This is a genomic window from Kitasatospora sp. NPDC034023 (assembly GCF_055575795.1).
The window spans coordinates 197,550-224,394 of sequence record NZ_JBVIRY010000003.1 but is presented as its reverse complement, the minus strand read 5'-3'; the positions used below and the strand labels follow the sequence as shown (position 1 = coordinate 224,394).

Sequence of the window (26,845 nt, the reverse complement as noted above, 5' to 3'; positions counted from 1 at the left end):
CCCGACACGGTCCGGCCCCGGGGAGACACAGGCTCCGCCGGGGCCGGACACGGACAGCCGGCCGGTCGCCGGCCCGACTGTCAGGGGTACTGCCGTCAGGGGCAGTGCTTCCAGGCGAGGTGGTAGACGGTGTTGATGTCGCCGTCCGTCGAGTCCATGGTCATGAAGCTGGTGGTGTGGTTCGGGTCCGAGCTCCCGGCCGCGACCCGCAGCTCGGTGTTGATGTTGAAGTTGCGCTCCTCGCCGCAGGGCGCGAAGACCAGGGCCGCGATGTCGACGGTGTCGGTCGCCTGCCAGCTGTCGTCCCTCGGGCCGGCGAAGCGGTGGTTCTGGTAGGCGGTCTCGGACTGGCCCTGGAAGTAGTAACTCGCCCGCTGGGTACCGGTCGAGCCCTTCTCCAGGTGGGCGAAGCCGCGGTAGTCGGCGGAGGCGATCGCGTAGGTGAAGCCCTGGGGTACGTGCACGCGGAGGTTGAGCTGGCAGTTCTTCCGGAAGTCGGTCGGCTTGGAGCCCACCCCCACCTGGGCGAGGTAGTCGCTGTAGGTGACGGTGAAGGCGGTGTTGTCCGGGGAGACGGCCACGGCGGCCGTTCCCGCCGGACAGCCGGAGCCGTTGACGGTGGCGACGTCGATGACGATCCGGTCCGGCGGGGTCGGGAGCGAGTCGACGCCGAAGGCCGACGGGCCGGACAGCGATGCGGCGACGGCGGTCGCGACGGCCAGCGCGCGGAGCAGCATGGGCTTCCCCTTCGATCGTGCACGGAGTCGGGGCCGGCGCGGTGTGGTGCGGGCCGAGCGGAGCCCCTGATTTGACATGGATATGTCAGCACATTCGAGGGCCGACGCCTAGGGTCGCGACACGGGCGTGCCCGACCATCCGGCACCGGCCGCCCCGCAGGGCGAACTCCGCCTCAGGAGCCCGAGTTGACGGACCAACGGCGCACGGTGGCGAGGTCCTCGGCGATCGCCGCGGCGGCCTCCCGCAGGGGCGGCAGGAAGGTGGCGAGCGTCTCGGCCGGGGTGCCCCGGCCCGCGTGCAGCGCGAGGTTGACGGCGGCGACGACCCGGCCGCGCCCGTCGTGGACGGGGGCGGCGAGGGAGCGCAGCCCTTCCTCCAGCTCCTGGTCGACCAGGGCGTAGCCGTCGCGGGCGGCGGACCGGATGGCCGCGGTGAGTGCGCCGGGATCCGTCACGGTGCTCTCGGTGAACCGACTGAGCGTCACATGAGCGAGCTGGCACGCCAGTTCCTCCTCGCTCAGCGCGCCGAGCAGGACCCGCCCCATCGAGGTCGGGTACGCCGGGAGCCGGGTGCCGACGGCGAGGTCGAGGCGCATGATGCGGGTGGTGGGGACGCGGGCGACGTAGCGGATGTCCGGGCCGTCCAGGACGGCCATCGAGGCCGATTCGTGGACACTGCGCACCAGGTCGATCAGGTGCGGCTCGGCGATCTCGGCCGGAGCGAGGCCCGACAGTCTCGCGTAGCCGAGGTCGAGTACGCGCGGCAGGAGGCGGAACCCCTCGCCGTCGGCCGCCACGTAGCCGAGGTGCTGGAGGGTGATCAGGGACCGGCGGGCGGTGGCGCGCGGCAGGCCGGTCGCGCGGGCCACGGCCGCGAGCGGCTGGCCGCCGGGCGCGGTGCCGAGGGCGAGCAGCACGTCGAGCCCGCGGGCGAGTGACTGCAGGAAGCCGGAGCCGAGCTCCTCCTTGAGCCGACGGCCCGGCGGGAGCGGCGCGAGCACGGCCGCCACCGGCACCGGTCGGGCCAGTCGCTGCTCCATCTCCCGTGCCGAATCCAGGAGTTGGGGCAGGACGTACGCGGCGAGCGAGTCGGCGTCGTGCCGGCTGGTGTGGCTGACGACGCTGACCGCGCAGACGGCCGCACCGGCCGGGTCGAGGACCGGCACGGCGACGGCGACCAGCCCGGGTTCGATCAGCTGGTCGTCGACCGACCGGCCCCGCGCACCGGCGGACCGCGCCCGCTCCCGGAACTCGGCCTCGTCGACGTCCCGCGCGGGCACCACCGCGAAGCCCTCGCCGGCCGGAGCGGCCCCGTCGGCCGGACCGCCGCCGCGGGCCGGGTCGCCCTGACGGCGCCGCAGCCACGCGTCCCACTGCGCGTCGTCCCACCCGGCGGCGAACAGCGCACCCGGGGCGCAGCGTTCGGCCGGCAGCAGGTCGCCGATGCGGAAGGAGACGGCCATGGTGCGGCGCCGGGTGGCCTGGACGACGAAGCGGGCGCCGTCCTGGTCGGGGACGGCGATCGAGACGGACTCGTCGAGGCGGTCGGCGAGTTCGACGGCGAGCGGGCCGAGGAGTTCCGGAAGGCGGCTGCCGGCCAGGTAGGCGTTGCCGAACTCGGCCGCCCGGGGCGCCAGGACGAGGTCGCGCCCGTCGGACCGCAGGTACCCGAGCCGGACCAGCGTGGTGGCGATCCGGTCGACGGTGGAACGGGCGAGGCCGGTGGCGCGGGCCAGATCGCTGGGGCGCTGACGCGGGGCCGGGTCGGCGGCCATGGCGCGCAGCAGGGCGAGGCCGCGCTCCAGCGGGCCGACGGCCTCCTCGGGCACGGCAGCGGGCACCGCAGCGGGCGCGGCGGTGGGCGCGGCAGCGGAGGCGGTGGGCACAAAAGCAGGCTCGGAGGCGACTTCGGGCTGCAACGGATTCTCCTCACACGCCCATTGACAGGCATCGGACCCGGGCGCACACTCTGCGCACTCACGATTCCGAACGATAGTTCACCAGGCGAACAGGGGCAAGGAATGGACAAACTGGTGGCCTCACCCGAGGAGGCCGTCGCCGACATCGGGGACGGCGCCTCGCTCGCCGTCGGGGGCTTCGGCCTCAGCGGCGTCCCGGACGTCCTGATCCGGGCGCTGTACGCACGCGGCTGCGGCGGGCTGAGCGTGGTGTCCAACAACTGCGGCGTGGACGGCGGCGGCCTCGGCGTGCTGCTCGCGGCCGGGCGGATCGGCCGGGTCACCGGCTCGTACGTCGGCGACAACAAGGAGTTCGCCCGCCGCTACCTCAGCGGCGAGCTGGAGCTGGAGCTCACCCCGCAGGGCACCCTCGCCGAGCGGCTGCGCGCGGGCGGCAGCGGCATCCCCGCGTTCTTCACCCCGGCGGGCGTCGGCACCCTGGTCGCCGAGGGCGGCCTGCCGTGGCGCTACGCCCCGGACGGCGGCGTCGCCGTCGCCTCCCCGCCCAAGGAGGTGCGCGAGTACGACGGCCGCGCGTACGTGCTGGAGCGCGGCATCACCACCGACTTCGCCCTGGTCCGCGCGGCCCGGGGCGACCGGCACGGCAACCTCGTCTTCGCCAGGGCGGCCCGCAACTTCAACCCGCTCGCCGCGATGGCCGGCCGGGTGACCGTCGCCGAGGTCGAGGAGCTGGTCGAGCCCGGCGAGCTGGGGCCCGACGAGATCCACCTGCCCGGCGTCTTCGTGCAGCGCGTCGTCGCGCTGACCCCGGAGCAGGCCGCCGCCAAGGGCATCGAGCGAAGGACGGTGCGCAGCGCATGAGTTGGAACAGGAACGAGATGGCGGCCCGTGCCGCGCGCGAGCTGGCCGACGGCTGGTACGTCAACCTCGGCATCGGCCTGCCCACCCTGGTGCCGGGCTTCCTGCCGCCGCACGTGGACGTCGTCCTGCACTCGGAGAACGGGCTGCTCGGCGTGGGCCCGTACCCGACCGAGGACGAGGTGCACCCGGACCTGATCAACGCGGGCAAGGAGACGGTGACGGTGCTCCCGGGCGCGTCCTTCTTCGACTCCTCGCTCTCCTTCGGCATGATCCGCGGCGGTCACATCGACGCGGCGGTCCTCGGCGCCATGCAGGTGTCGGCGGCGGGGGACCTGGCCAACTGGATGATCCCCGGGAAGATGGTCAAGGGCATGGGCGGGGCGATGGACCTGGTCCACGGCGCCCGGCGGGTGATCGTGCTGATGGAGCACACCGCCAAGGACGGCTCGCCGAAGATCGTCCCCGAGTGCACCCTGCCGTTGACCGGCCGGGGGTGCGTGGACCGGATCATCACCGACCTCGGTGTCCTGGACGTGACACCCGAGGGGCTCGTCCTGGTGGAGACCGCGCCCGGCGTGAGCGCCGAGGACCTACGGGGACGGACCGCCGCGCCGGTGCGGATCGAGGTGCCGCGATGACCCGCCCGGCTCACGAAGGGAATCCGGTATGACCCCCACCCCCACCCAGCACGAGATCTCCGCGAAGATCGCCGCCCGCGCCGAGGCCGCCCGCAGCGCCGCCCACCACCCCGACCGCGACTACCCGCCCTACCGCAGCAGCGCCCTGCGCCACCCCCGGCAGCCGCTCGTCCCGGTCCACGACCCGGAGGCGGTCGAGCTGTCCGGCCCGGCCTTCGGCCGCACCGACGTCACCGACCTCGACCACGACCTGACCCGGCAGCACACCGGCGAACCGCTCGGCGAGCGGATCACCGTCACCGGCCGGGTCCTCGAGCGCACCGGACGGCCCGTCACCGGCCAGCTGGTGGAGATCTGGCAGGCCAACGCGGCCGGCCGCTACGCCCACCAGCGCGACCAGCACACGGCGCCGCTGGACCCCAACTTCACCGGCGTCGGGCGCTGCCTGACCGACGACCGGGGCCGCTACCGGTTCACCACCGTGAAGCCGGGCGCCTACCCGTGGGGCAACCACACCAACGCCTGGCGCCCCGCGCACATCCACTTCTCCCTGTTCGGCACCGCGTTCACCCAGCGCCTGGTCACCCAGCTCTACTTCCCGGGCGATCCGCTGCTGCCGTACGACCCGATCCTGCAGTCCGTCACCGACTCCGACGGCCGCGCCCGCCTGGTCGCCGCGTACGACCACGAGCTGTCCGTCCCCGAGTGGTCGCTCGGCTACCGCTGGGACATCGTCCTGGACGGGCCGGGCGCCACCCGGTTCGAGGAAGGCCGCTGATGCCCTCGCCCCAGCACCCGACACCGCAGCACCCGACACCACAGCACCCGACGCCACAGATCCCCCCGCAGCAGAGCCACGCGCCGCAGATCCCCCTGCAGCCGGGCCACGCGCTCCACCCGACCCCCTCCCAGACCGTCGGCCCGTTCTACGGCTACGCGCTGCCCTTCCCCGGCGGCCCCGAGCCCGCGCCCGCCGGACACCCCGAGGCGCTGACCCTCCACGGCACGGTGTACGACGGCGCGGGCGAGCCGATCCCCGACGCACTGCTGGAGCTCTGGCAGCCCGCCCCGGACGGCAGCCGCACCGGCGCCCCCGGCTCGCTGCGCCGCGACCCGACCAGCGGCGGCTTCGCCGGGCGCGACGGGGTGACCTTCACCGGTTTCGCCCGGGTCGCCACCGACGCCGACGGGCGGTGGGCCGTCCGCACCCTGCCGCCCGGCGGGGTGCCGTACCTGTCGCTGTGCGTCTTCGCGCGCGGCCTGCTGCACCACCTGTACACCCGGATCTACCTGCCCGGGCCCGCATCCGCTGCCGACCCACTGCTGGCCGCGCTCGCCCCCGAGCGCCGCCCCACCCTGCTCGCCCGCGAGACGGCCCCGCGCGCCTACCGCTTCGACGTCCGGCTGCAGGGGCCCGAGGAGACGGTCTTCCTTGACTTCCACTGAGACTTCCACTGGGACTTCCACTGCCCCCTCCGCCGACACCCCCTCGGCTCCCGACGGCGCCGACCTCGGCCTGCTCTCCCCCGTCCGGGCCGGTACGGCGGTCGAGGCGGCCACCGGCGACCGGGCCTTCCTGCGCGCGCTGCTGGACGCCGAGGCCGCCCTGACCCGTGCCCAGGCCGGCCTCGGCCAGGCCCCGGCGGCGGCCGCCGAGGCCGTGACGGCCGCCGCCGCCCACGTTGAGCGCTTCGACCCGCACAGCCTCGCACTCCGCGCCCGGGCCGGCGGCAACCCGGTGATCCCGCTGGTCGCCGACCTCACCGCGGCCGTACCCGCCGAGGCGGCCCCGTACGTCCACCGGGGTGCGACCAGCCAGGACGTCCTGGACACCGCCACCATGCTGGTCGCCGCCCGCTGCCTCCCGGTGATCACCGCCGACCTGCACCGGACCGCCGATGCTCTCGGCCGGCTCGCCGCCGAACACCGGCTGACCCCGATGGCCGGCCGCACGCTCACCCAGCACGCCGTCCCGACCACCTTTGGGCTCAAGGCGGCGGGCTGGCGCAGCCTCGTGCTGGACGCCGCCGACCGGCTCGCCGCCGTCCGGCTGCCCGCCCAACTCGGCGGCGCGGCCGGCACCCTGGCGGCCTTCGACGCCCCGGACGGGAGCGCCCTGATCGCCACCTACGCCCGCGAACTCGGCCTGACCGAACCGCAGTTGCCCTGGCACACGCTGCGCACCCCGATCGCCGACCTGGCCGCCGCGCTGGCCTTCACCACCGGCGCGCTCGGCAAACTCGCCGCCGACGTCCTGGTGCTGAGCCGCACCGAGATCGGCGAACTCGCCGAGGGCCGGGGCGGCGGATCCTCCGCGATGCCGCACAAGGCCAACCCGGTGGCGGCCACCCTGATCGCCTCGGCCGCCCGGCAGGCCCCGGCCCTGGCCGCCGTCCTGCTCGGTGCACTCGTCGCGGAGGACGAACGCCCGGCCGGCGCCTGGCACGCCGAGTGGCAGCCGCTGCGCGAACTGCTCCGGCTGACCGGGGGCGCGGCCGACCGGGCCGCCGAACTCTGCGGCGGCCTCCGGGTGTTCGCCGACCGGATGGGCGACAACCTCCGCCTCACCCGGGGCCTGGTGGTCAGCGAACGCCTGACCGGCGAACTCGGCGCGGTCATCGGCCGCAGCCCGGCCCGGCACCTGGTGGAGCGCGCCGCCCGCCGGGCCGCCGAGGAGGAGTCGAACCTCGCCGAGGTCCTGGCGAAGGAAGCCGCCCTGGCCGGCCTGATCACCACCGACCGGCTGCGCGAGCTGACCGACCCCGCCCACTACCTCGGGGCCGCCGGCCCGCTCGTCGACCGCGCACTGCTGCGCCGTCCCGCTCCCCCCGCCCAGGAGAACCCCTCGTGACCGCACCCCTGCACCACCGGATCGACGGCCCCGCGGACGCCCCGGTGCTGTTCCTCGGCCCCTCGCTCGGCACCTCGCTGGCCGTCTGGGAGGCCCAACTGCCCGTGCTGTCCCGCCACCACCGGGTGATCCGCTTCGACCTGCCCGGCCACGGCGGCACCCCCGCCGGGATCCTGCCCGACCTGCGCGCCACCACCGTCGCGGACCTGGCCGACCTCGTCCTCGCCCTCGCCGACCACCTCGGCGTACGGCGCTTCGGCTACGCGGGTCTCTCGCTCGGCGGCGCGATCGGTGCCCACCTGGCCGTCCACCGCCCCGAGCGGGTCACCGCGCTCGCCCTGGTCTGCTCCTCGGCCCGCTTCGGCCCGGCCGACGGCTGGCGCGAACGCGCCGAACTCGTCCGCGCCAAGGGCACCGAGGCACTCGCCGCGACCGCCCCCGGCCGGTGGTTCACCCCCGCCTTCGCCGGCTCACCGGCCGCCGCCGCGCAGGTCGCGGACCTCTGCCGCACGGCCCGCAGCGGCTACGCCGCCTGCTGCGAGGCACTCGCCGCGTACGACCTGCGCGCCGAACTCGCCCGGATCACCGCGCCGACCCTGGTGATCGGCGGCCGCCGCGACCCGGCCACGCCACCGGCCCACGCCCGCGAACTCGCCGACGGCATCCCCGACGCCGGCCTGCTGGAACTCGCCGACGCCTCCCACCTCGCGCCCGTCGAACAGCCGCAGGCCGTCCTCACCGCCCTGCTCGGCCACTTCAGCACCCCCGGCGACGACCAGTCCCGGCACCGCGCGGGCACCGCCGTACGCCGCCAGGTCCTTGGGGACGCCCATGTGGACCGCGCCACCGCCCGGACCACCGACTTCACCGCCGGGTTCCAGGACTTCATCACCCGCTACGCCTGGGGCGAGATCTGGACCCGCCCCGGCCTCGACCGCCGCACCCGCAGCTGCGTCACGCTCACCGCCCTCACCGCCCGCGGCCATCTGGAGGAGCTGGCACTGCACGTCCGCGCCGCCGTCCGCAACGGCCTCACCCCCGAGGAGATCGGCGAGGTGCTGCTGCAGACCGCCGTCTACTGCGGGGTGCCGGCCGCCAACGCGGCCTTCGCCACCGCCCAGCGCGTCCTCGCGGACCTCACGGACCTCACGGACCTCGGGCATCTCGCCGACTCCGCCGACCACTGACGCCCCTGACCCAATCCACCGGAAGGCACACCCGCATGCGCACCAGCGTCGGCATCATCGGCGCCGGCCCGGCCGGCCTCCTGCTCTCCCATCTGCTGCACACCCAGGGCATCGACAACGTCGTCCTGGAACTGCGCGACCGCGCCTACGTCGAGCGCCGTCAGCGCGCCGGCATCCTCGAACAGGCCACCGTCGACGTCCTGCGCTCCTCCGGCGCCGGCGAGCGGATGGACCGCCAGGGCCTGCCGCACCACGGCATCGAGCTGCGCTTCGACCGTCGCTCCCACCGGATCGACTTCCCCTCGCTCGCGGACGGCCGGTCCGTGATGGTCTACGCCCAGACGGAGGTGGTCAAGGACCTCATCGCGCTGCGCGAGGCGGCCGGCGGCACCGTGCTGTTCGAGGCCGAGGCCCTCTCCGTCGACGGCGTCGACACCGCCGCGCCCGGCATCCGCTACCGGCACGACGGCGCCGAACACACCCTGGACTGCGAGCTCGTGGTCGCCTGCGACGGCTTCCACGGCATCGGCCGCCGCGCGATGCCCGAGGGCCTGCTGACGGTCAGCGAGCGGACGTACCCGTTCTCCTGGCTCGGCATCCTGGCCGACGTCCCGCCCTCCTGCGAGGAGTTGATCTACGCGCACCACGAGCGCGGCTTCGCCCTGCACAGCATGCGCTCCCCGCAGGTCAGCCGGCTCTACCTGCAGGTCGACCCGGACGACACGGTGGAGAACTGGCCGGACGCGCGGATCTGGGACGAGCTGGACACCCGCTTCGCGGTCGACGGCGACTGGCGGCTCGCCCGCGGCCCGATCACCGAGAAGTCCGTCACCCCGATGCGCAGCTTCGTCGCCGAACCCCTGCGCCACGGCCGGCTGTTCCTGACCGGCGACGCCGCCCACATCGTCCCGCCCACCGGCGCCAAGGGCCTCAACCTGGCCGTCGCGGACGTCACCCTGCTCGCCCGGGCGATCGGCCGCTGGTCCCTGGACCGGGACGAGTCGCTGCTCGACGCCTACTCGGAGACGGCGCTGCGCCGGGTCTGGCGCGCCGAGCACTTCTCGTACACCATGACCACCCTGCTCCACCCGGCCCCCGGCGAGAGCGAGTTCGACCGCCGGCTCCGGCTCTCCCACCTGCGCTACCTGGCCTCCTCCCCGGCCGGCTCCGCCTCGCTGGCGGAGAACTACGTCGGGCTGCCGCTGGTCTGACGCGAGTACCCCGAAGGGGGCGGCTGCTGTCGACAGCAGCCGCCCCCTTCGGGGTTCTCCGGAACGAGGCTCAGGCGTAGAAGCGGTAGACCGCCTGGGCGACGCACGCGGGCTTGGCGGAACCGTCGATCTCCACGGTGAGGTCGACCACGACCTCCACGCCGCCGCCCTTGACGTCCTCCACCGAGACGACGGCGCCGTGCGCGCGGATCTTCGCGCCGACCGGCACCGGCGCGGGGAAACGGACCTTGTTGAGGCCGTAGTTGACGGCCATCGAGACGCCCTCGACCACCAGCAGCTCGCTCCAGAGCGGGATGAGCAGCGAGAGGATGAGGTAGCCGTGCGCGATGGTGCCGCCGAACGGGCCGGTCCTGGCCCGTTCGACGTCGGTGTGGATCCACTGGTGGTCGTCGGTGGCGTCGGCGAACAGGTCGACGCGCGGCTGCGCGATCTCGCGCCAGGCGGTGTGGCCGAGGTCGGCGCCGGCCTGGGCCCTGATCTCCTCGATGCCGTGGACGGTGGTGGACATACGGGTGCTCCTCGTCGGTCGTGCGGACGGTGCAAGGGGTCGGTCAGTCGGAGAACTGCGCCCGGATCGGGCCCTTGAGCAGCTTTCCGGTGGCGTTGCGCGGCAGTTCGGGCGCGAGGACGACGGACTTCGGGATCTTGTAGCGGGCCAGCCGCCCGTCCAGGTGGGCGAGCAGGTCGGCGGGTTCGACGGCGGCGTCCTCGCGCAGGACCACCACGGCCCGTCCGACCTCGCCCCAGACCGGGTGGGCGACCCCGATGACGGCGCACTCGGCGACAGCCGGGTGTTCCAGCAGGGCGTCCTCCACCTCGGCCGGGTAGATGTTCTCCCCGCCCGAGATGATCATGTCCTTGACCCGGTCGACCAGGCGGACGTAGCCCTCGGCGTCGGCCACCGCGACATCACCGGAGCGGAACCAGCCGCCCTCGTGGAAGGCCTCCGCCGTGGCGTCGGGCAGGTTCCAGTACCCGGGGGTCACGTTGGGCCCGGCGACCAGCACCTCGCCCTCCGTGCCCGGCTCGGTCTCCTCGCCGAGCGGGTCCACCACGCGGACCTCGGTGAAGAAGTGCGGCACCCCGGCCGTACCGGCGTGGGCCTGCGCGTCGGCGCGGTGCAGGATCAGCGCGCCGGGCGAGGCCTCCGTCATGCCGTAGCCCTGGACGAAGGCGAGCCCGCGGTCGAGGTAGGCGCGCGCGGTGCGGGCCGGCACGGGTGCGCCGCCGCACAGCAGGTTCCGCAGGCTGGACAGGTCGGCCCGCGCCCAGCCGGGGGCGGCGGCCACCGCGTCGTACATGGTCGGTACGCCGAACATGCAGGTGACGCGGTGGCGTTCGACCAGTTCCAGGGTGCGGGCGGCGTCGAAGGTCGACTCCAGGACGACCGTGCCGCCCTTGAGCAGCACCGGCAGGCAGCTCATGTTGAGCGCACCGGTGTGGAACAGCGGCGCGCTGACCAGGGCCACCTCGTCGCTCGCGAGGTCGGTGTCGACCAGCACGTTGAGGCTGTTCCAGAGGATGTTGCCGTGGGTGAGGACGGCTCCCTTGGCCCGGCCGGTGGTGCCCGAGGTGTACATGATCAGGCAGGGGTCGTCCGGGCCGACCTCCTCGTCGATCGGCTCCCGGGGCGCGGCTGCGAGCAACTGCTCGTACGCCTCACCCTCCGCCTGCCAGATCTCGGCCCCGTCGGCCAACAGGCGTACGACCCCGCTGTCCTGACGTATCGTCAGGAGAATTACGCTGCCCGAGTCGGCCAGCTGGTACCGGAGTTCGGGCGCCGCGAGACGGGTGTTGAGCGGCACGAAGACGGCGCCCAGCAGGCCGGCGGCGAACAGGGTCTCCAGGTACGCCGGGTGGTTCGGGCCGAGGAAGGCCACCCGGTCGCCGCGCCGGACGCCCGCCTGGCGCAGCGCGTGCGCCAGGCTGGTGCACCGCTCGTGCAGCCGGGCGTAGTCGACGGCCGCCCCCTCGTGGACCAGCGCGGTGCGCCGGGGCGAGCGGCGGGCGCGGCGACCGGGCCAGGAGCCGATGCCCTGGTTCCACGCGGGTGCGCGCATGGGCTCCCTCACTTCCCGTCGGGGCCGGCCGACAGGCCGAGCAGCCGCGCCGCGTTCTCCTTGAGGATCTTCGGGCGGACCTCGTCCTTGATCGGCAGCTCGGCGAAGTCGGCGAGCCAGCGGTCCGGGGAGATCAGCGGGTAGTCGGAGCCGAACAGCACCTTGTCCTTGAGCAGGCTGTTGGCGTACCGGACGAGCTGCGGCGGGAAGTACTTCGGCGACCAGCCGGACAGGTCGATGTACACCTGCGGCTTGTGGGTGGCCACCGCCAACGCCTCGTCCTGCCAGGGGAAGGACGGGTGGGCGAGGATGATCGGCATCCCGGGGAAGTCGGCGGCGACGTCGTCCACGTCCATCGGGTTGGAGTACTTCAGCCGGATGCCGCCGCCCCCGGGCGCGCCCGCGCCGATCCCGGTCTGACCGGTGTGGAAGACGGCGATCGCGCCGGCCTCCTCGATCGCCTCGTACAGCGGGTAGGCGAGCCGGTCGTTGGGGTGGAAGGCCTGGATGTTCGGGTGGAACTTGAAGCCCCTCACCCCGAACTCCCGGACCAGGCGGCGGATCTGGCGCACCGCGGCCTTCCCCTTGTACGGGTCGACCCCGGCGAAGGGGATGATCACGTCGGGGTGCTCCAGCGCGGCCTCGGCGATCTCCTCGTTCGGAACCGGCGGGGTGCCGGTGGCGGACTCGGCGTCGACGGTGAAGACGACGCAGGCCATCCTCCGCTCGCGGTAGTGGGCGGCGATCTCCGGCAGGGTGGGGTGGCGGTGCTCGGCCTTGAAGTAGGCCCCCGCGGCGCCGTCCAGTTCGGCCGACAGGGAGGCCGCGCCCTTCGCGGAGACCTCGGCGTGGGTGTGGACGTCGATCGCCACGAGGTCGTCGAGGTTCATCGCGGCGCCGTTCGGCTCGGCTCCCGTCACGGCTGCGGTGCCCGTCACAGCTGCGGGGCCGGGATGCCGTAGGTCTGCTGCACCCGGCCGACCGAGACCGGCCAGGCGGCGGCGATCGCCTCCGCGCTCCAACCGCCGTCGGCGTAGGCCACCGCGACCTCCTCCGGGTGCGACCACAGGGCCAGCTTGTCGCCGCCGACGCCGACGCACTGGCCGGTGATCCCGGCGGAGGCCTCGGAGGCGAGGAAGGCGACCAGACCGGCGACGTCCTCGGGGGTGCCGAAGCCCTCGCCCTTGCGCAGGCTGTCCGGGAAGGGCGTGCCGTGCTGCTCCAGCGCCTCGATGTGCGGGGCGAAGACGGGGATGGTCTTGGTCATGGCGGTCGCGGCGACCGGGATGACGGCGTTGGCGGTGATGCCGGCCCGGGCCAGTTCCATCGCCCAGGTGCGCACCATGGCGGCGATCCCGGCCTTGGCGGCGGCGTAGTTGGTCTGGCCGAAGTTGCCGCGCTGCCCGGCCGGGGAGCCGGCGACGACGATCCGGCCGCCCTCGCCCTGCTCGCGCATCCGCTCGACGGCGGCGCGCACGCAGGTGAAGGTGCCGCGCAGGTGCACCCGGACGACGGTGTCGAAGTCCTCGTCGGTCATCTTCCAGAGCACCTTGTCCCGCAGCACGCCGGCGTTGGTGACCATCGCGTCCAGTCGCCCGAAGTGCTCGACCGCGCACGCGACCAGTGCCTCGGCGGCTTCGGCGGTGCCGACCGGCACGGCCAGCGAGGCGGCCCGGCCGCCGGCGTCGGCGATCAGCTCGACAGCGTCAGCGGCGGCCTGCGGGTCGACGTCGTTGACGACCACGGCCGCTCCGGCGGCGGCCAGCGCCCTGGCGTAGGCGAGGCCGAGCCCGCGTCCGCTGCCGGTGACGACGGCCACCTTGCCGGAGAGGTCGATGCGGTCCCTGCGATCCATGGGGAAGTCCTTTCGCCCGGCCGGGGCGGAGGCGCGTGTTCGCGACCAGGCATCGCCACCGGCGGCTGCTGAAGAAAGTAGGCATAATTCTGTCGACGGTCAACAGACTGCCGAACATTGCCGCTGACTACGCTGTTGCCCCGACCCGCCCGACCCTGCCCTGACCCTGCCCGACACCCACCCGATGCCCGCCCCATCCCCGTCCGGACTCCAGGAGGAAGACCGTGCCCGCCGACCAGGACACCGCTGCGCCGCGACCGCAGTCCCTGATGCTGAGCTTCTTCGGCATCCACGTGCTCGGCCGGGACATCGCCCTGTCCTCCGGGAGCGTGATCGACGCCTTCGCCCGGGTCCACATCAGCGAGGAGGCCGTCCGCTCGACCCTCACCCGCATGGTGGGCCGGGGCCTGCTGGACCGTCACCGCCGGGGGCGAAAAATGTACTTCGCCCTGACCGGGCGCGCCAAGGCCGTGCTCACCGACGGCCAGGACCGGATCTGGCGCACCGGCGCCGTCAACCGGGCCTGGGACGGCAGCTGGACGGTCGTCGGCTTCTCGCTCCCCGACGCCTGGCGCCGCGAGCGCCACGACCTGCGCTCCCGGCTGGTCTGGGGCGGGTTCGCACCGCTGCAGAGCGGGCTCTGGACGGCGCCCGGCGAGGTCGACGTGGCCGCCCTGGTCGACGGGCTCGGACTGGAGGGCCACCTGCGGGTCTTCCACGGCCGGGCCGCCGCCCCCACCGACGCCGCCGACCTGCTCGCCGCCTTCGACGTCCCGGCCATCGCGGCCCGCTACCGCGCTTTCCTCGACCGCTGGCACGACCCCGAGGCCGGCGACCCCGCCGAGACCCACCTGCCCGAGGTCCAGCTGCCCGAGGACCGCCTGGCCCGCCAGCTGCTGCTGCACACCGACTGGCTGGACGTGGTCCGGGGCGATCCGCACCTGCCGGCCGAGCACCTGCCCGCCGACTGGCCCGCCGAGGCGGCCGAGCAGCTGTTCCACACCCTCGCGCACCGCTACCAGCCGGACGCCGAGGCGATCGCCGCCGAGATCCTGGACCGGATCGAGATCACGGCCGCCTGAGGCTCACGCCCGCTCCAGCCTTATGTCAACAGCCTTATGTCAACGCCATTGACGTTATGCGCGACGCGGCGGTCTGATGGCGGCATCCGGAGGCCCGACCCTCCATGCACCGAAGGAGCCGCCCGCCATGGCCGACCCCGTCCGCGCCCTCCAGGACGCCCAGCCCGTACCGTTCTGGCTCGACGACCCCGACCGGCCGTCGGCTGCGTCCGCCCTGGTCGGGGACGTACGGTGCGACCTGCTCGTGGTCGGCGGCGGCTACAGCGGCCTGTGGACCGCGCTCATCGCCAAGGAGCGCGACCCCTCGCTCGACGTCGTCCTCATCGAGGCGCAGGAGACCGGCTGGGCCGCCTCCGGCCGCAACGGCGGCTTCTGCGAGGCCAGCCTCACCCACGGCCTCGCCAACGGGCACCAGCGCTGGCCCGACGAACTCCACACGCTCGAACGGCTCGGCGCCGCGAACCTCCAGGCCATGGAGGACACCGTCAAGCGCTACGGCATCGACTGCCACTGGGAGCGCACCGGCTCCCTCACCGTCGCCACCGAGCCCTACCAGGTCGACGGCCTGCGGGAGTTCGCCGACCTCGCCGCCCGCTACGGCAGCCGGCTCGACGTCCTCGACCGCGAGGCCGTCCGCGCCGAGATCGACTCCCCCACCTTCCTCGGCGGCCTCCGCGACCGCGACGGCGTCGCCATGCTCAACCCCGCCCGCCTCGCCTGGGGGCTCCGGCGGGCCTGCCTCGACCAGGGCGTGCGCATCCACGAGCACACCCGGGCGACCGGCCTCACCGGCTCCCCGCGCGGAATCACCGTCCGCACCCCGTACGGCCGCGTCGGCGCCCGCCGTGTCGCGCTCGCCACCAACGCCTTTCCCTCCCTGCTGCGCCGCCACCGCCCGTACACCGTGCCGGTCTACGACTACGCGCTGATGACCGAGCCGCTGACCGAACAGCAGCTCGGCTCGGTCGGCTGGCAGGGCCGCCAGGGCTTCTCCGACAGCGCCAACCACTTCCACTACGTCCGGCTCTCCGCCGACAACCGCATCCTGTTCGGCGGCTACGACGTCGTCCACCAGTACCGCAGCCGGGTGCGCGCCGAACGCGACCAGCGCCCGGAGACCTTCGCCACCCTCGCCCGGCACTTCTTCCGGACCTTCCCGCAGCTGGAAGGCGTCCGGTTCAGCCACGCCTGGGGCGGCGCGATCGACACCTGCACCCGGTTCAGCGCCTTCTTCGACCTCTCCCACGACGGCCGGGTCGCCTACGCCGCCGGCTACACCGGCCTGGGCGTCGGCGCCACCCGCTTCGGCGCCGAGGTGATGCTCGACCTCCTGGACGGCGCCCGCACCGAACGCACCGCGCTGCAGCTGGTCCGCCGCAAGCCGCTGCCCTTCCCACCCGAGCCCGCCCGCTCGATCGGCATCGGCATCACCCAGCGGGCCCTCACCCGCGCCGACGCCAACGCCGGCCACCGCAACCTCTGGCTGCGCACCCTCGACCGCGTCGGCCTCGGCTTCGACTCCTGAACGCCCCTCCCGACATCGTCCACCAGCCGCGCCGGCCCGTCCCTCAGGTCCGCGGCAGGAACTGCTCGGCCCAGATGATCTTTCCCTCCGGGGTGTACCGGACGCCCCAGCGTTCGGTGAGCCGGGCGACGAGGAACAGGCCGCGGCCGCCCTCGTCCTCCTCGACCGCGTAGCGCAGGTGCGGGGCGGTGCTGCTGGTGTCGGAGACCTCGCAGATCAGCGTGCGGTCGCACAGCAGCCGCACCCTGATCGGTCCGGTCCCGTAGCGGATGGCATTGGTCACCAGTTCGCTGAGCACCAGTTCGGTGACGAACACGGCCTCGTCCAGGCCCCACGCGACGAGCCGTCGGGTGGCCTCGGCCCGGGCCTCGGCCACCGCCTCCGGAGCCGAGGCCACCTCCCACTCGGTGGTCCGGTCGGGGTCCAGCACGCGGGTGCGGGCGACGAGGAGGGCGATGTCGTCGGTCTGGCGGACGGGCAGCAGGGCCTCGAGCACGGCCTCGCAGACCTCCTCGGGCGACCGGCCCGGGCGGGCCAGGGCGGCCGTGAGGACCTCCAGGCCGACACCGATGTCGCGGGTGCGGTCCTCGACCAGGCCGTCCGTGTAGAGGATCAGGCTGCTGCCCTGCGGCAGACTCACCTCCGCGGCTTCGAAGGGCATCCCTCCCACCCCGAGCGGCGGACCGGCGGGAAGGTCGAGGAGCTCCACCGTGCCGTCCGGTCGGACGACGGCGGGCGGGGGATGTCCCGCCCGGGCCAGCGCGCAGCCGGCGGTGCTGGGGTCGTAGATCGCGTAGAGGCAGGTGGCGCCGGTGATCGCGAGCTCACCCCCGGCTGCCGCCGCCTCCTGGTCGATGTGGGCGACCAGTTCGTCCAGGTGTCCGAGCAGCTCGTCCGGCGGCAGGTCGAGGGTGGAGAAGGTCTGGACGGCGGTGCGCAGGCGGCCCATGGTCGCGGCGGCGTGCATGCCGTGGCCGACCACGTCGCCGACGACGAGCGCGACCCGGGCACCCGGCAGCGGGATGACGTCGAACCAGTCGCCGCCGACCCCCGCCTGGGCGGGCAGGTAGCGGTGGGCGACGTCGAGGGCGCTCTGCTCGGGCAACGCGCGCGGCAGCAGGCTGTGCTGCAGGGTGACGGCCATCGTGTGCTCGCGCGTGAAGCGGCGGGCGTTGTCGACGGACACGGCGGCCCGGGCGGCCAGCTCCTCGGCCAGGGACAGGTCCTCCTCCTCGAACGGGCCCCTGCCCCGGCCACGCCAGAAGCAGGCGATGCCGGTGAGCACACCCCGCGCCGTCAGCGGAACGGCGATCAGCGACGCCAGACCGAACTCCAGCACCGCCTGCGTGCGCTCGGCATCCTGCCGGCGCCACCCGGCATCGGTCGCCAGCTCGGGGACCAGCGCGGATCGCCCGCTGACGAAGCCCGCCGCCTGCGGGGTACTGCCCGCCCACCGGACCAGCGTCCCCTGGGGGTACAGCGGCGAATCGTCCCGGAGGCCCGTGACCGCCACCCGCCGCAGCTCCACCGTCGAGCCGACCGCCAGGGTCCGCGGTTCCTCGCCGCGCAGGACCTCCTCGGCGAGGTCGACGGTGACGTAGTCGCAGAATTCCCGAGCCGCCAGCCCGGCGAGCTCCTCCGCGGTGCGCCGGACGTCCAGGGTGGTACCGATGGCCATGCTCGCGTCGTACAGCAACCTGAGCCGGGCGCGGGCGACCTCGGCCTTCCCGGCGAGGGCGCGCAGTTCGGTGGAGTCACGCAGGGTGGTCACGCTGCCGGGCGGGCCGGGCGGGCCACCGCCGGCGGCGATGGGGCGGTTGTTGACGGCCAGCAGCCGGTCGCCCACGAGGAGCACCTCGTCGGTGACCGCACTGTCGGAGAGCAGCAGTCCGGTCGTCCGCGGGTCGAGACCGAGGTCCGTGACGGCACGTCCCTCGGCATCGGGGGGCAGGTCCAGCAGTCGGCCGGCCTCGTCGTTGGCGAGCAGGACCCGGCCGTCGCCGCTGACGATGGCCACGCCCTCGCGCACCGCGTGCAGGACCGCGTCGTGGTGCTCGTACATCCGGGTCATCTCCTCCGGCCCCAGACCGTGGGTCTGGCGCAGGAGCCGCCGGCCCACCAGCGCCGTTCCGGCCGTGGCCAGGCCGAGCGCGACGGCGCCGGCACCCAGGACGACCGGGAGCTGGCGGTCGAACGCACTGCTCACGTTGGCGACCTTCATCCCGGAGGAGACGATGCCGACGACCGCACCGTGATCGTCCTCCACCGGGACCACCACCTGGTACTCCAGGCCGAGCGGGCCGTGCACCTGCTCGACGGTGACCCGGCCCTGCAGCGACGGCCCGATCGTGCCGACGAACTTCTTGCCGATCTGCTCCGGCTCGGGGTGGGTGTAGCGGATGCCGTTCCGGTCGGTCACCACGATGAAGTCGACGTGGGCCTCCTTGCGGGCCGCTTCGGTCAGCGGCTGGAGCACCGCGCTGGGATCGGGGCCCTGCATCGTCGCCACCAGGCCGGGGCCGTGGGCGAAGGCCTGGGCAGCGGCGAGCGAGCGGTCACGCGCCGCGTCGAACCGGTCGCTGCGGGACTGGATCAGCAGCGCGACGACGGCCGCCACCACGAGCAACAGCACGATCAGCACCTGCAGGACGAACATCTGCCCGGCGACACTCCGGATGCTCATCATCGACCGCAGGCGCTGCGGCGACGACCCCCACGGCAGCGGGCGTGAGTCTCGCCGCCCACGACGGCTTTCGGATCGGCGCGGGGGCGGCCGGAGAGGGCGGCCCGTGGTTCTGGCCATACGCCCATAGTCCCGCGCGGAACGCTGGACCAGGACACCACGGCACCCCCGATCGCGGCCCGGCCGGCACCGTACGTCCCGTCGCGTCCGCCGACACGACCGAGCCGGGGCGCCCGATGACACCGCTGCTACGTCGGCATCACCGGCCCCGTAGCCACCCCGCCGTTGGACGGACGCGCCCGAAACCGGTCGCCCGCTGGACGGTTGTCAGGTCTGGAGCGGAAGCTCGGCGGGCATATCACCGACATCTGGCGACGGGCCCGGCTGAAACTCCCCCACGAGTTCAACCGGGCCCCAGCCGGCCACCGGGCCTGGGCGCGACTCCCCCCACGGAGCAGCGGCTGGGCCCGCATGCTGTTCAACCAGCGACACGCAGCGTACATGCCATCTCTACCCAGCGCTACCTCGGACGGCCGATCACCTCAGCACGGCCGGAACCATGCGCCTTCGATGCCCCCGATGCCACCCACGGCCCGACGGCTGACGATCGGCGAGGGGGTGCCGGCGCCTCCCGCTCGCCGGTGCGTCGGAAGGCGCAGTCCGGCGGGCCCGCTCGTAGCGCCTGCGTGACGATCGGCAGGACGGCACCCCCGTGCGCCGGCCACCCCGGAGAAGGGCGCGCCATGACCATCGACCGACGACGCTTCCTCACCACCCTCGGCGCCGCCGCCATGGTGACGGCCGGCGCCACTCCCGCCCGCGCGCCGGCCGCCTTCCCGGCCCGGTCCCGGGTCTGGGCGGACGCACCCCCGGACTGGCGGGCGCTGCGGGACCGCCTGGGCAGTCGGCTGGTGCTCCCGGCCGACCCCGGGTACGGGACCGCCCGGCTCGGCTACAACAAACTGAACGACGGTCAGCTCCCGGCCGCCGTGGCGCAGTGCGTGTCGGCCGACGACGTGCGGGCCTGCCTGGACGTGGCGCGCGGGCACGGGATCCCGATCGCGGCCCGCAGCGGCGGCCACGGCTACCTCGGCTACAGCATCCCCGCCCAGGGCCTGGTGATCGACCTCCGCGGGATGGCCGACGTCCGGGTGCACCCCGACGGCACCGCCGAGGTCGGCGCCGGCGCCCGCCTCATCGAGGTGTACGCGGCGCTCGCCCAGGCGGGCCGGCTGCTCCCGGGCGGCAGCTGCCCGACCGTCGGGGTCAGCGGCCTGACCCTCGGCGGCGGCATCGGCGTGCTGACCCGCAGGTACGGGCTCACCTGCGACCGGCTGGCCGCCGCCGACATGGTGACCGCCGACTCGCGCCTGCTCACCGCCTCGCCCGCCCAGGAGCCCGACCTGCACTGGGCGCTGCGCGGGGGCGGTGGCGGCAACTTCGGAGTGGTCACCCGGTTCAGCTTCGCCACCGCCCCCGCGCCCGGCCTGACCGTCTTCGTGCTCGGCTTCCCGGCCGGCTCGGTGACCCAGGTGCTCGGGGCCTGGCAGCAGTGGGTGGCCGGGGCCCCGTTCGAACTCTGGGCCAGCTGCCAGATCTCCGGCGGCTCCCCGCCCACCTGCCGGATCGTCGGCTGCTACGTGGGCGATCCCGACGGCGCCGACGTCCTGCTCGACCGCCTGGTGAAGGCGGCCGGCACCACCCCGAGCTCGCGCACCGTCTCCCCCAAGGACTACCTGGGCGCGATGAAGTTCATGGCGGGCTGCTCGAACGACACCATCGCCCAGTGCCACCCCACCTGGGAGGGCGGCGTCCTGCCCCGGGCCGGCTTCGTCGCGGTCTCCCGGATGCTGGGCCCGGCACCGCTGGATCCGGCGAAGGTCACGGCGCTGATGGCCGGCCGCCCCGGCGTCGACCTGCTGCTCGACTCCCTCGGCGGCGCCGTCGGCGAACTCGCCCCCGGAGCCACCGCCTTCCCCCACCGCGACTCGCTCGCCAGCGCCCAGGTCTACGCCAGTGCCACGCCGCTCAGCGAGGACCGGGTCCGCGCCACCGTGGACACGATCCGCGACGGACTGGCCGGGCTCGGCGCGCACGGTGCGTACGTCAACTACATCGACAACACGCTGCCGGACTGGGGCAACGCCTACTACGGCAGGAACCTGACCCGCCTGAAGGACGTGGCCCACCACTACGACCCGGACGGCGTCTTCGCCTTTCCCCAGTCCGTGACAGCCAGTCCGTGACAGCCGGTCCGCACCCGCCGGCCGGTCTTGTTCCTTTCGCGTCGTGCGTCAGCGCGTAGTGGGCGGCGGGCGGCAGGCGGCCTGAGCTGCCGTCGGTCATCTCGCCCGATTGCAAAATGGGGACCTCTCCACTTAACGTGAGGTCAAGTGGAGGGCTCCCCATTTTGTGCCATGGGTCGCCCTTCCGGCTGCTCACCTGCGGAAAGGAACAAGTGCCCATGTCGGGAATCGAAGGCAAGGTCGTGGCGATCACCGGAGCCAGCAGCGGCATCGGAGCGGCGACGGCGATCCATCTCGCCGGGAGAGGGGCCCGGCTCGTGCTCGGGGCGCGACGCCAGGACCGGCTGGACGCGGTCGTGGCGCAGATCGCGGCGCAGGGCGGCAGCGCCGTCGGGACCGTCGTCGACGTGACGCGCCGCGAGGACCTGCGGCGCCTGACGGACACGGCGCTCGACCGGTACGGCCGGCTCGACGTGCTGGTCTCCAACGCCGGCACCATGGCGGTGTCCCCGTTCGACGAGCTGCGTCAGGACGACTGGGACGCCATGGTCGCCACCCACATCACCGGCCTGCTCAACGGGATCGCGGCGGCGCTGCCCGTCTTCCGGGAACAGCGCTCCGGCCAGTTCGTCAACATCGCCTCCACCGCGGCCTACGTCGTCAAGTCCCCCCAGGCCGTCTACGCGGCGACCAAGACGGCGGTGAAGGTCCTGACCGAGGGCCTGCGGCAGGAATCGGGGCCCGACCTGCGCGTCACCCTCGTCTCACCGGGCTTCACCGACACCGAGGGCGTGGGCAAGGGAGCCAGTCCCGAAGCGGCGGCCGCGCTGGCCCGGCAGCGCGACGAGATCGCCATGCCGCCCTCCGCCGTCGCCTCCGCGATCGGCTACGCCATCGAACAGCCCGAGGGCGTCGACGTCAGTGAGATCGTCGTCCGGCCCACGGTGCAGGCCTGACACCCGGGCAGGACACCCGGGCAGTACGCCCGGACAGAACGCCCGGGCGTACGCCGGATCGCCGCCACCGTCGGGCCCGAGGGCGTCCGTTAGCGCTCACAAGGCCACCGTGGCGGACGGCGGGTGGATTGGTGCCGGCTTCAGTCGTCCAGGGAGGTCAGCAGTTCGCGCAGCAGGTCGTTGAGTTGGGCGGCCCGTTCGGGGCCGAGGGCGTCCACGGCGCGGCGCTGGACGGCGAGGCCGGCGGTCACCGCGCCGTCGATGGTGGAGCGGCCCTCGGGAGTGAGGCTGATCCGCAGGCCGCGGCGGTCGTTCGGGTCGGGGGAACGGGTGACCAGGCCGGCCCGCTCCAGCTTGTCCAGGCGGCCGGTCATGCCGCCCGTGGTCAGCATCAGGGTGGCGGTCAGCTCGCGCGGCGAGAGCGAGAACGGCTCACCGGCCCGGCGCAGGGTGGCCAGCACGTCGAACTCGCCGCGCCCGATGCCGAACGGGGCGTACGCGCGCTCCATGCGATCGCCCATGCCGCGCGCGAGCCGGTAGATCCGCCCGAAGGCCTCCATGGCCTGCAGGCTCTCCCCCAGGTCGGGCCGCTCCTGGCGCCACTGGGCGGCGATCGCGTCCACCGGGTCGGCGGTGGTGGGGCGCGGGTTCGGGGCGGAATCTGCGGTGCTCGTCATGGGTTCAGTGTGGCACAAGATTGCTTGTCACAAAGAAGCTTGACTTTAACTAGCTCACTGCTAAGTTACTTACATGCTTTCAAAAAGGAGCCCGGGCTTCCCCGGCGAACGCAGCCTGATGGCGGCCCTGGCCATCGACGCCCTCGGCAACGGCATGTACGTGCCCTTCAGCCTGGTCTTCTTCCGCCACGTCACCGGCCTGCCGTTGGCCGTCATCGGCCTGGTGCTCACCGCCACCGGCCTGCTGGCGATGGTCGCGCTCCCGCTCGTCGGCACCGCCGTCGACCGGTTCGGCGCCCGCCGCATGCAGATCGCCCTCCACCTGATCCGGGCCGCCGGATTCGCCGTCTACCCCTTCGCCTCGGCCCTGCCCGCCTTCGTCGCCGTCACCCTGGTCACCGCCGTGGCGACCCGCGGCTACCCCGCCGTCCAGCAGGCCAGGATCGGCGAACTCGCCTCCGGCACCAGCCTGGAGCGCATCAACGCCCTCGGCCGCAGCCTCGCCAACGCCGGCCTCGGCGCCGGCAGCATGCTCGCCGCCCTGCTGGTCGGCCTGGCCGGCGACGGCGGCTACACCGTCGCCGCACTGCTCAACGCCGCCAGCTTCCTGGCCGCCGCCGCCCTGGTCCGCCGCGTCCCGGACCGCAGCGCCGAGGCCGTCGACAGCCCCGCCCCGCGCGACACCGGACAGGTCGGCTACCGCGCGGTCCTGGCCGACCGGCCGTTCCTCGGCCTGGCCACCGCCAACCTGCTGATCTCCCTCGGCTACGCCTCGCTCGCGGTACTGCTCCCGGTGTACGTGACCGGTGTCCTGCACGCCTCCGCCGCGCTGCCCGGCCTCGCCTTCGCCGTCAACACCGTGCTCTGCGCCGCCCTCGGCGTCCCCGCCGGGCTCGCCGTCCGCCGGTTCACCACCCGCAACCGGGCCGCCGCCACCGGCGCCGCGCTGTTCGCCGCCGGATTCCTCGCCCAGGCGCTGCTGGTGCCCGCCGCCGGACGCTTCACCACCGCCGGCCTGCTGGCCGTGGTGGTCGTGATCACCCTCGGCGAGATCGTCCACAACCCCGCCGCCTCGGCCCTGGTCACCGCCACCGCCCCGGCCGCCGTCCGCGGCCGGTACATGGCCACCTACCAGCTCTCCTGGTCGCTCTCCGCGGCGCTCGCCCCCTCCCTGCTCACCGGCCTGCTGGCCCTCGACAACCGGCTGCCCTGGCTGGTGCTCGCCGCCACCGCACTGGCCGGAGCCGGCCTCCTGCTCCGCCTGGAGCGCCGACTGCCGGCCCAGGCCGTCCGTCCCGAGCCGCAGAAGGCCGCTCTGACCACCGCAGCCTGAAGCACCGCGAGCCCCAGCACCACAAGCCCCGCACGCCGAACCCACAGAGGAGACGGCGGTCGGGGCTGCGGCGCGTTCCCGCTTGACGGCCACTCACCATGGCGCCCGGCCTGCCGATGGACCCGAATCCTGGGCGCAGCGGCCGGGAGGAGTTCCCCCACGGCTTCCCCGGGGCTTCACCCAGGGCAGAACGCCGCTCCCTTCCCCCGGCGCCCCGAATCCCTAGGCTGAAGGGGTGAGCACTCATGCGCCGAACGAAGCCCGCGTCATCCCCCTGCGCCCGCAGGCCTCGCCGCCCGTTTCCGGTGGGGCGACCCGCTCCCCGCAACGACCGGCCGGAACTCCCCGGGCACCCCTGACACCCGCGCCGAAGGAACCCCTGTGGCGCGACCTCGTCGGCGATGCGCTGCGGCGCGAGCGGCTCGCGCAGGAGCGCACGCTGAAGGACGTCGCGGAGGCGGCCCGGATCTCGGTGCCGTACCTGTCGGAGCTGGAGCGCGGACGCAAGGAGGCCTCCTCCGAGGTGCTCGCGGCCGCCGCCCGGGCCCTCGGGCTCGGTCTCGCCGACCTGCTCTCGCTCGCCCAGGACGAACTGGCCCGGTACGCCCCGAGCCCGGTGGGCCGGAGCCGGGTGAGCCAGAGTCAGGTGAGCCGGAGCCAGGTGGGTCGCGGCCGTACGTCGCCGACGGCGCGGTACGACGGCCTCTGCCTCGCCGCCTGACCGAACCGGGGGCCGGCACGACAGCGGGCACGACGGCCGGTACGACGGCCGGTACGACGGCCGGTACGACGGCCGGTACGGCGGGGCGCCCCACCGCCGCACCGGCCACGGCCGCGCGCAGTCAGCCGAACGCGTGCCGTCGGCTCAGTACCTCGTCGGCGATCCCGTAGGAGACGGCCTCCTCGGCGGTGAGCACCTTGTCCCGGTCCATGTCCGCGCGCAGCGTCGCCACGTCGTGCTGCGTGTGCCGGGACAGGACCTCCTCCACCTGCGAGCGGATGCGGACCATCTCCTTGGCCGCGAGGCTGAGGTCGGAGACCGTCCCCTGCCGACCGCCGCTGGCCGGCTGGCCGAGCAGCACCCGCGCGTGCTGGAGCACGAACCGTCGCCCGGGATCTCCCCCGGCCAGCAGCACCGCCGCCGTCGACGCCGCCTGGCCGACGCAGAAGGTGGAGATCGGCGCCTGCACGAAGGTCATCGTGTCGTAGATCGCCATCAGCGAAGTGAACGATCCCCCGGGCGAGTTGAGGTAGATCGAGATCTCGCGCTCCGGGTTCTCCGACTCCAGGTGCAGGAGTTGCGCGATGACCACATTGGCGACCCCGTCGTCGATCTCGGTGCCGAGGAAGATGATCCGCTCGTTCAGCAGCCGGCTGAAGACGTCGTAGGACCGCTCGCCCTGGGCGGTCCGCTCGATCACGTAGGGAACCGTGTACGACCCCATGTCACAGCCCCATCCGTCGGCGCGACGCGGCCGGGCGGATGTCGGCGAACGACTCCACCACCCGGTCGACGATCCCGTACTCCCTGGCCTGCTCGGCCGTGAACCAGCGGTCCCGGTCGCCGTCCCGCGCGATCGTCTCCTCGCTCTGCCCGGTGTGCTCGGCGGTGATCCGCTCGATGGCTTTCTTGGTGAACTGCAGGTTCTCCGCCTGGATCTCGATGTCCGCGGCGGTGCCGCCGATGCCCGCCGAGGGCTGGTGCATCATGATCCGCGCGTTCGGCAGCGCGAACCGCTTGCCGGACGCCCCCACGGTCAGCAGGAACTGGCCCATGCTGGCGGCGAACCCCATCGCCAGGGTCGAGACGTCGTTCGGGATGAGCCGCATGGTGTCGTAGATGGCGAGGCCCGCGGTGACCGACCCGCCGGGGCTGTTGATGTACAGGCAGATGTCGGTGCGTGGGTCCTCCGCCGACAGCAGCAGCAGCTGCGCGCACACCCGGTTGGCCGACACGTCGTCGACCTGGGTGCCGAGGAGGACGATCCGCTGGGCGAGCAGCTGACCCGCGAGATGGTCGTCGAAGGGGCTGGGCGGGGTGCCGCCCTCGTCCGCGCGGGGCGGGAGCGAGGTGAGTGGAGTCATCAGGTCTCCTTGTCGAGGCGGGGATGCCGTCGGCTCCACTCTTGCCCCGGGGAGGTCCCCGAACGTGGTTTCTCTGCCCACCGCAGATTCGCCACCGGCAGAGCCGACGGCTCAGCCGTTCTCGTGCGGCGGCCGGAAGAACGCCCGAGCCCGTTCGACCGGCGTGACCTCACTCCTGGCCGTCTCGTCCACCACGTCGCCGCTCCGCGGTGCGCCAGGCCGCGGTGACGGCGCGGTGGGCGGTGGCCGTCGCCTCGGTGATGTCGCCCTCCAGGTGGACCGGGGCGCCGAGGTGGACGTACAGGACGGGGCGCCGCAGCGGGGCGGTGGCGAACCCGGCGAGCTGCTTGGCGGTGCTGCCCGAGCTCAGGCGGCGGGCGCCGCACTGGCCGAGCGGCACCACCGGGGCGCCGCTCGCCGCCGCGAGCCGGGCCAGGCCGGTGCGGAAGGCGCCGGGCTCCGCGTCACGGGAGTCCCGGTGCTTCGGCAGGCCGCCCTCGCCGTAGATCAGCACGACCCGGCCGGCCGCGAGCGCCGCCGCGGCCGAGTCGAGGGCTTCGGCCGCCCGGGCCGTCCCACGATGGACCGGGATGTGGCCGCCGGCCCGCAGCACTCCGCCGAGCACGGGCACCCGCCACAGCCCGGCGGTCGCCATCACGACCGGCTCGGTGCCCAGCCGGCGCAGTGCGGCCAGCACCACGCCCGGGTCGGCGAGCGAACTGTGGTTGGCCGCGACGATGCTGCCCGGGGCGACCGGGCCCGCCACCTCGCAGGTGACGGTCAGACGACCGAGGACGGGCACCAGTGCGCTGGCGATCCGGCTGAGCATGGGCGGGTTCCTTCGTGGCCTTCGGCGAAGTGGTTCCGCCATCCTCTCGGAGCCCGCCGCCCGGCCGCCTGAGTAGCGGTACTCAGACC

Annotated in this window: 24 protein-coding genes; 13 read left to right on the top strand and 11 right to left on the bottom strand. The window is 73.9% G+C overall.

Annotation, left to right across the window (positions count from 1 at the left end; genetic code table 11):
- Nucleotides 1-95: 95 nt before the first annotated feature.
- On the bottom strand, nt 96-737 hold the full coding sequence (locus ACZ52R_RS06270; RefSeq protein WP_465619353.1) for a DUF4360 domain-containing protein: 642 nt from the start codon (nt 735-737) through the stop codon (nt 96-98).
- A 173-nt stretch (nt 738-910) separates the two neighbouring features.
- On the bottom strand, nt 911-2,623 hold the full coding sequence (locus tag ACZ52R_RS06265) for an IclR family transcriptional regulator domain-containing protein (protein ID WP_465752893.1): 1,713 nt from the start codon (nt 2,621-2,623) through the stop codon (nt 911-913).
- Nucleotides 2,624-2,758: 135 nt separating this feature from the next.
- On the opposite strand from ACZ52R_RS06265, the gene ACZ52R_RS06260 reads away from it, so the two are divergent.
- From ACZ52R_RS06260 to ACZ52R_RS06230, 7 genes are read left to right on the top strand one after another with little or no spacing between them, the layout of a single operon-like run.
- Nucleotides 2,759-3,517, top strand: a complete 759-nt coding sequence (locus ACZ52R_RS06260; protein WP_465619357.1) for a CoA transferase subunit A — start codon at nt 2,759-2,761, stop codon at nt 3,515-3,517.
- The gene (locus ACZ52R_RS06255; RefSeq protein ID WP_465660861.1) at nt 3,514-4,155 is read left to right on the top strand and encodes a CoA transferase subunit B; all 642 of its coding nucleotides are present in this window, start codon (nt 3,514-3,516) and stop codon (nt 4,153-4,155) included. The genes ACZ52R_RS06260 and ACZ52R_RS06255 overlap by 4 nt, the downstream gene beginning before the upstream one ends.
- 28 nt (nt 4,156-4,183) lie before the next feature.
- Nucleotides 4,184-4,933, top strand: a complete 750-nt coding sequence (pcaH, locus tag ACZ52R_RS06250; protein ID WP_465752891.1) for a protocatechuate 3,4-dioxygenase subunit beta — start codon at nt 4,184-4,186, stop codon at nt 4,931-4,933.
- Nucleotides 4,933-5,601, top strand: a complete 669-nt coding sequence (gene pcaG, locus ACZ52R_RS06245; RefSeq protein WP_465619361.1) for a protocatechuate 3,4-dioxygenase subunit alpha — start codon at nt 4,933-4,935, stop codon at nt 5,599-5,601. Before pcaH ends, pcaG begins: the two co-directional genes overlap by 1 nt.
- Nucleotides 5,588-7,006 (top strand): 3-carboxy-cis,cis-muconate cycloisomerase, encoded by a 1,419-nt coding sequence (gene pcaB, locus ACZ52R_RS06240; RefSeq protein ID WP_465752889.1) that lies wholly within the window; start codon nt 5,588-5,590, stop codon nt 7,004-7,006. The genes pcaG and pcaB overlap by 14 nt, the downstream gene beginning before the upstream one ends.
- Nucleotides 7,003-8,193, top strand: a complete 1,191-nt coding sequence (gene pcaDC, locus ACZ52R_RS06235) for a bifunctional 3-oxoadipate enol-lactonase/4-carboxymuconolactone decarboxylase PcaDC (RefSeq protein WP_465752887.1) — start codon at nt 7,003-7,005, stop codon at nt 8,191-8,193. Before pcaB ends, pcaDC begins: the two co-directional genes overlap by 4 nt.
- 35 nt (nt 8,194-8,228) lie before the next feature.
- Nucleotides 8,229-9,404: a 4-hydroxybenzoate 3-monooxygenase gene (locus ACZ52R_RS06230; RefSeq protein WP_360490809.1), complete on the top strand. Its 1,176-nt coding sequence runs from the start codon at nt 8,229-8,231 to the stop codon at nt 9,402-9,404.
- Between the two features lie 70 nt (nt 9,405-9,474).
- Here the strand turns inward: ACZ52R_RS06230 and ACZ52R_RS06225 are convergent, their stop codons facing one another.
- Genes ACZ52R_RS06225 through ACZ52R_RS06210 form a run of 4 tightly spaced genes read right to left on the bottom strand, consistent with a single transcriptional unit; the run spans nt 9,475 to nt 13,340 of the window.
- Nucleotides 9,475-9,933 carry a MaoC family dehydratase gene (locus ACZ52R_RS06225; protein WP_465752885.1) on the bottom strand — a complete coding sequence of 153 codons (459 nt, stop codon included), beginning with the start codon at nt 9,931-9,933 and terminating at the stop codon, nt 9,475-9,477.
- 43 nt (nt 9,934-9,976) lie between these two features.
- Complete coding sequence (locus ACZ52R_RS06220) at nt 9,977-11,485, bottom strand: acyl-CoA synthetase (RefSeq protein ID WP_465660869.1); 1,509 nt, start codon at nt 11,483-11,485, stop codon at nt 9,977-9,979.
- 8 nt (nt 11,486-11,493) lie between these two features.
- Entirely contained in the window at nt 11,494-12,375 is an 882-nt protein-coding gene (locus tag ACZ52R_RS06215; RefSeq protein ID WP_360491549.1) for an amidohydrolase family protein, read from the bottom strand.
- Between the two features lie 44 nt (nt 12,376-12,419).
- Entirely contained in the window at nt 12,420-13,340 is a 921-nt protein-coding gene (locus tag ACZ52R_RS06210) for an SDR family oxidoreductase (RefSeq protein ID WP_465752883.1), read from the bottom strand.
- A 224-nt stretch (nt 13,341-13,564) separates the two neighbouring features.
- On the opposite strand from ACZ52R_RS06210, the gene ACZ52R_RS06205 reads away from it, so the two are divergent.
- Together ACZ52R_RS06205 and ACZ52R_RS06200 are read left to right on the top strand one after the other, a co-directional pair.
- The gene (locus tag ACZ52R_RS06205) at nt 13,565-14,422 is read left to right on the top strand and encodes a PaaX family transcriptional regulator (protein WP_465752881.1); all 858 of its coding nucleotides are present in this window, start codon (nt 13,565-13,567) and stop codon (nt 14,420-14,422) included.
- A 127-nt stretch (nt 14,423-14,549) separates the two neighbouring features.
- Nucleotides 14,550-15,947 (top strand): NAD(P)/FAD-dependent oxidoreductase, encoded by a 1,398-nt coding sequence (locus tag ACZ52R_RS06200; protein WP_465619375.1) that lies wholly within the window; start codon nt 14,550-14,552, stop codon nt 15,945-15,947.
- Nucleotides 15,948-15,990: 43 nt separating this feature from the next.
- Here the strand turns inward: ACZ52R_RS06200 and ACZ52R_RS06195 are convergent, their stop codons facing one another.
- Nucleotides 15,991-18,633, bottom strand: a complete 2,643-nt coding sequence (locus tag ACZ52R_RS06195; protein WP_465619377.1) for a SpoIIE family protein phosphatase — start codon at nt 18,631-18,633, stop codon at nt 15,991-15,993.
- A 740-nt stretch (nt 18,634-19,373) separates the two neighbouring features.
- Here ACZ52R_RS06195 and ACZ52R_RS06190 point away from each other — a divergent pair.
- Nucleotides 19,374-20,876, top strand: coding sequence for an FAD-binding oxidoreductase (locus ACZ52R_RS06190; protein ID WP_465660878.1), 1,503 nt, complete (start codon nt 19,374-19,376; stop codon nt 20,874-20,876).
- A gap of 218 nt (nt 20,877-21,094) precedes the next feature.
- On the top strand, nt 21,095-21,832 hold the full coding sequence (locus tag ACZ52R_RS06185; protein WP_465619381.1) for an SDR family oxidoreductase: 738 nt from the start codon (nt 21,095-21,097) through the stop codon (nt 21,830-21,832).
- Between the two features lie 140 nt (nt 21,833-21,972).
- On the opposite strand, the gene ACZ52R_RS06180 is transcribed toward ACZ52R_RS06185, so the two are convergent.
- Nucleotides 21,973-22,509 carry a MarR family winged helix-turn-helix transcriptional regulator gene (locus ACZ52R_RS06180; RefSeq protein WP_465619383.1) on the bottom strand — a complete coding sequence of 179 codons (537 nt, stop codon included), beginning with the start codon at nt 22,507-22,509 and terminating at the stop codon, nt 21,973-21,975.
- A gap of 73 nt (nt 22,510-22,582) precedes the next feature.
- Here ACZ52R_RS06180 and ACZ52R_RS06175 point away from each other — a divergent pair, with 73 nt between their 5' ends.
- Entirely contained in the window at nt 22,583-23,842 is a 1,260-nt protein-coding gene (locus ACZ52R_RS06175; RefSeq protein ID WP_465752879.1) for an MFS transporter, read from the top strand.
- A 235-nt stretch (nt 23,843-24,077) separates the two neighbouring features.
- Complete coding sequence (locus tag ACZ52R_RS06170) at nt 24,078-24,563, top strand: helix-turn-helix domain-containing protein (protein ID WP_465752877.1); 486 nt, start codon at nt 24,078-24,080, stop codon at nt 24,561-24,563.
- Between the two features lie 121 nt (nt 24,564-24,684).
- Here ACZ52R_RS06170 and ACZ52R_RS06165 read toward each other — a convergent pair whose 3' ends face one another.
- From ACZ52R_RS06165 to ACZ52R_RS06155, 3 genes are all read right to left on the bottom strand, one after another.
- The gene (locus ACZ52R_RS06165; protein ID WP_360490844.1) at nt 24,685-25,287 is read right to left on the bottom strand and encodes a ClpP family protease; all 603 of its coding nucleotides are present in this window, start codon (nt 25,285-25,287) and stop codon (nt 24,685-24,687) included.
- A 1-nt stretch (nt 25,288) separates the two neighbouring features.
- Nucleotides 25,289-25,927, bottom strand: coding sequence for an ATP-dependent Clp protease proteolytic subunit (locus ACZ52R_RS06160; RefSeq protein ID WP_465752875.1), 639 nt, complete (start codon nt 25,925-25,927; stop codon nt 25,289-25,291).
- A 169-nt stretch (nt 25,928-26,096) separates the two neighbouring features.
- Complete coding sequence (locus ACZ52R_RS06155; RefSeq protein ID WP_465619393.1) at nt 26,097-26,756, bottom strand: lysophospholipid acyltransferase family protein; 660 nt, start codon at nt 26,754-26,756, stop codon at nt 26,097-26,099.
- Nucleotides 26,757-26,845 lie beyond the last annotated feature (89 nt).

Bases quoted from the DNA above. Each gene is read 5' to 3' on its own strand.
- ACZ52R_RS06180 (WP_465619383.1), bottom strand. From the start codon at position 22,509: ATGACGAGCACCGCAGATTCCGCCCCGAACCCGCGCCCCACCACCGCC.
- ACZ52R_RS06215 (WP_360491549.1), bottom strand. From the start codon at position 12,375: ATGAACCTCGACGACCTCGTGGCGATCGACGTCCACACCCACGCCGAG.
- ACZ52R_RS06220 (WP_465660869.1), bottom strand. From the start codon at position 11,485: ATGCGCGCACCCGCGTGGAACCAGGGCATCGGCTCCTGGCCCGGTCGC.
- ACZ52R_RS06230 (WP_360490809.1), top strand. From the start codon at position 8,229: ATGCGCACCAGCGTCGGCATCATCGGCGCCGGCCCGGCCGGCCTCCTG.
- ACZ52R_RS06185 (WP_465619381.1), top strand. From the start codon at position 21,095: ATGTCGGGAATCGAAGGCAAGGTCGTGGCGATCACCGGAGCCAGCAGC.
- ACZ52R_RS06175 (WP_465752879.1), top strand. From the start codon at position 22,583: ATGCTTTCAAAAAGGAGCCCGGGCTTCCCCGGCGAACGCAGCCTGATG.
- pcaH (WP_465752891.1), top strand. From the start codon at position 4,184: ATGACCCCCACCCCCACCCAGCACGAGATCTCCGCGAAGATCGCCGCC.
- ACZ52R_RS06270 (WP_465619353.1), bottom strand. From the start codon at position 737: ATGCTGCTCCGCGCGCTGGCCGTCGCGACCGCCGTCGCCGCATCGCTG.
- ACZ52R_RS06190 (WP_465660878.1), top strand. From the start codon at position 19,374: ATGACCATCGACCGACGACGCTTCCTCACCACCCTCGGCGCCGCCGCC.
- ACZ52R_RS06255 (WP_465660861.1), top strand. From the start codon at position 3,514: ATGAGTTGGAACAGGAACGAGATGGCGGCCCGTGCCGCGCGCGAGCTG.
- ACZ52R_RS06225 (WP_465752885.1), bottom strand. From the start codon at position 9,933: ATGTCCACCACCGTCCACGGCATCGAGGAGATCAGGGCCCAGGCCGGC.
- ACZ52R_RS06195 (WP_465619377.1), bottom strand. From the start codon at position 18,633: ATGATGAGCATCCGGAGTGTCGCCGGGCAGATGTTCGTCCTGCAGGTG.
- ACZ52R_RS06200 (WP_465619375.1), top strand. From the start codon at position 14,550: ATGGCCGACCCCGTCCGCGCCCTCCAGGACGCCCAGCCCGTACCGTTC.
- ACZ52R_RS06155 (WP_465619393.1), bottom strand. From the start codon at position 26,756: ATGCTCAGCCGGATCGCCAGCGCACTGGTGCCCGTCCTCGGTCGTCTG.
- pcaG (WP_465619361.1), top strand. From the start codon at position 4,933: ATGCCCTCGCCCCAGCACCCGACACCGCAGCACCCGACACCACAGCAC.
- ACZ52R_RS06210 (WP_465752883.1), bottom strand. From the start codon at position 13,340: ATGGATCGCAGGGACCGCATCGACCTCTCCGGCAAGGTGGCCGTCGTC.
- ACZ52R_RS06160 (WP_465752875.1), bottom strand. From the start codon at position 25,927: ATGACTCCACTCACCTCGCTCCCGCCCCGCGCGGACGAGGGCGGCACC.
- ACZ52R_RS06260 (WP_465619357.1), top strand. From the start codon at position 2,759: ATGGACAAACTGGTGGCCTCACCCGAGGAGGCCGTCGCCGACATCGGG.
- ACZ52R_RS06165 (WP_360490844.1), bottom strand. From the start codon at position 25,287: ATGGGGTCGTACACGGTTCCCTACGTGATCGAGCGGACCGCCCAGGGC.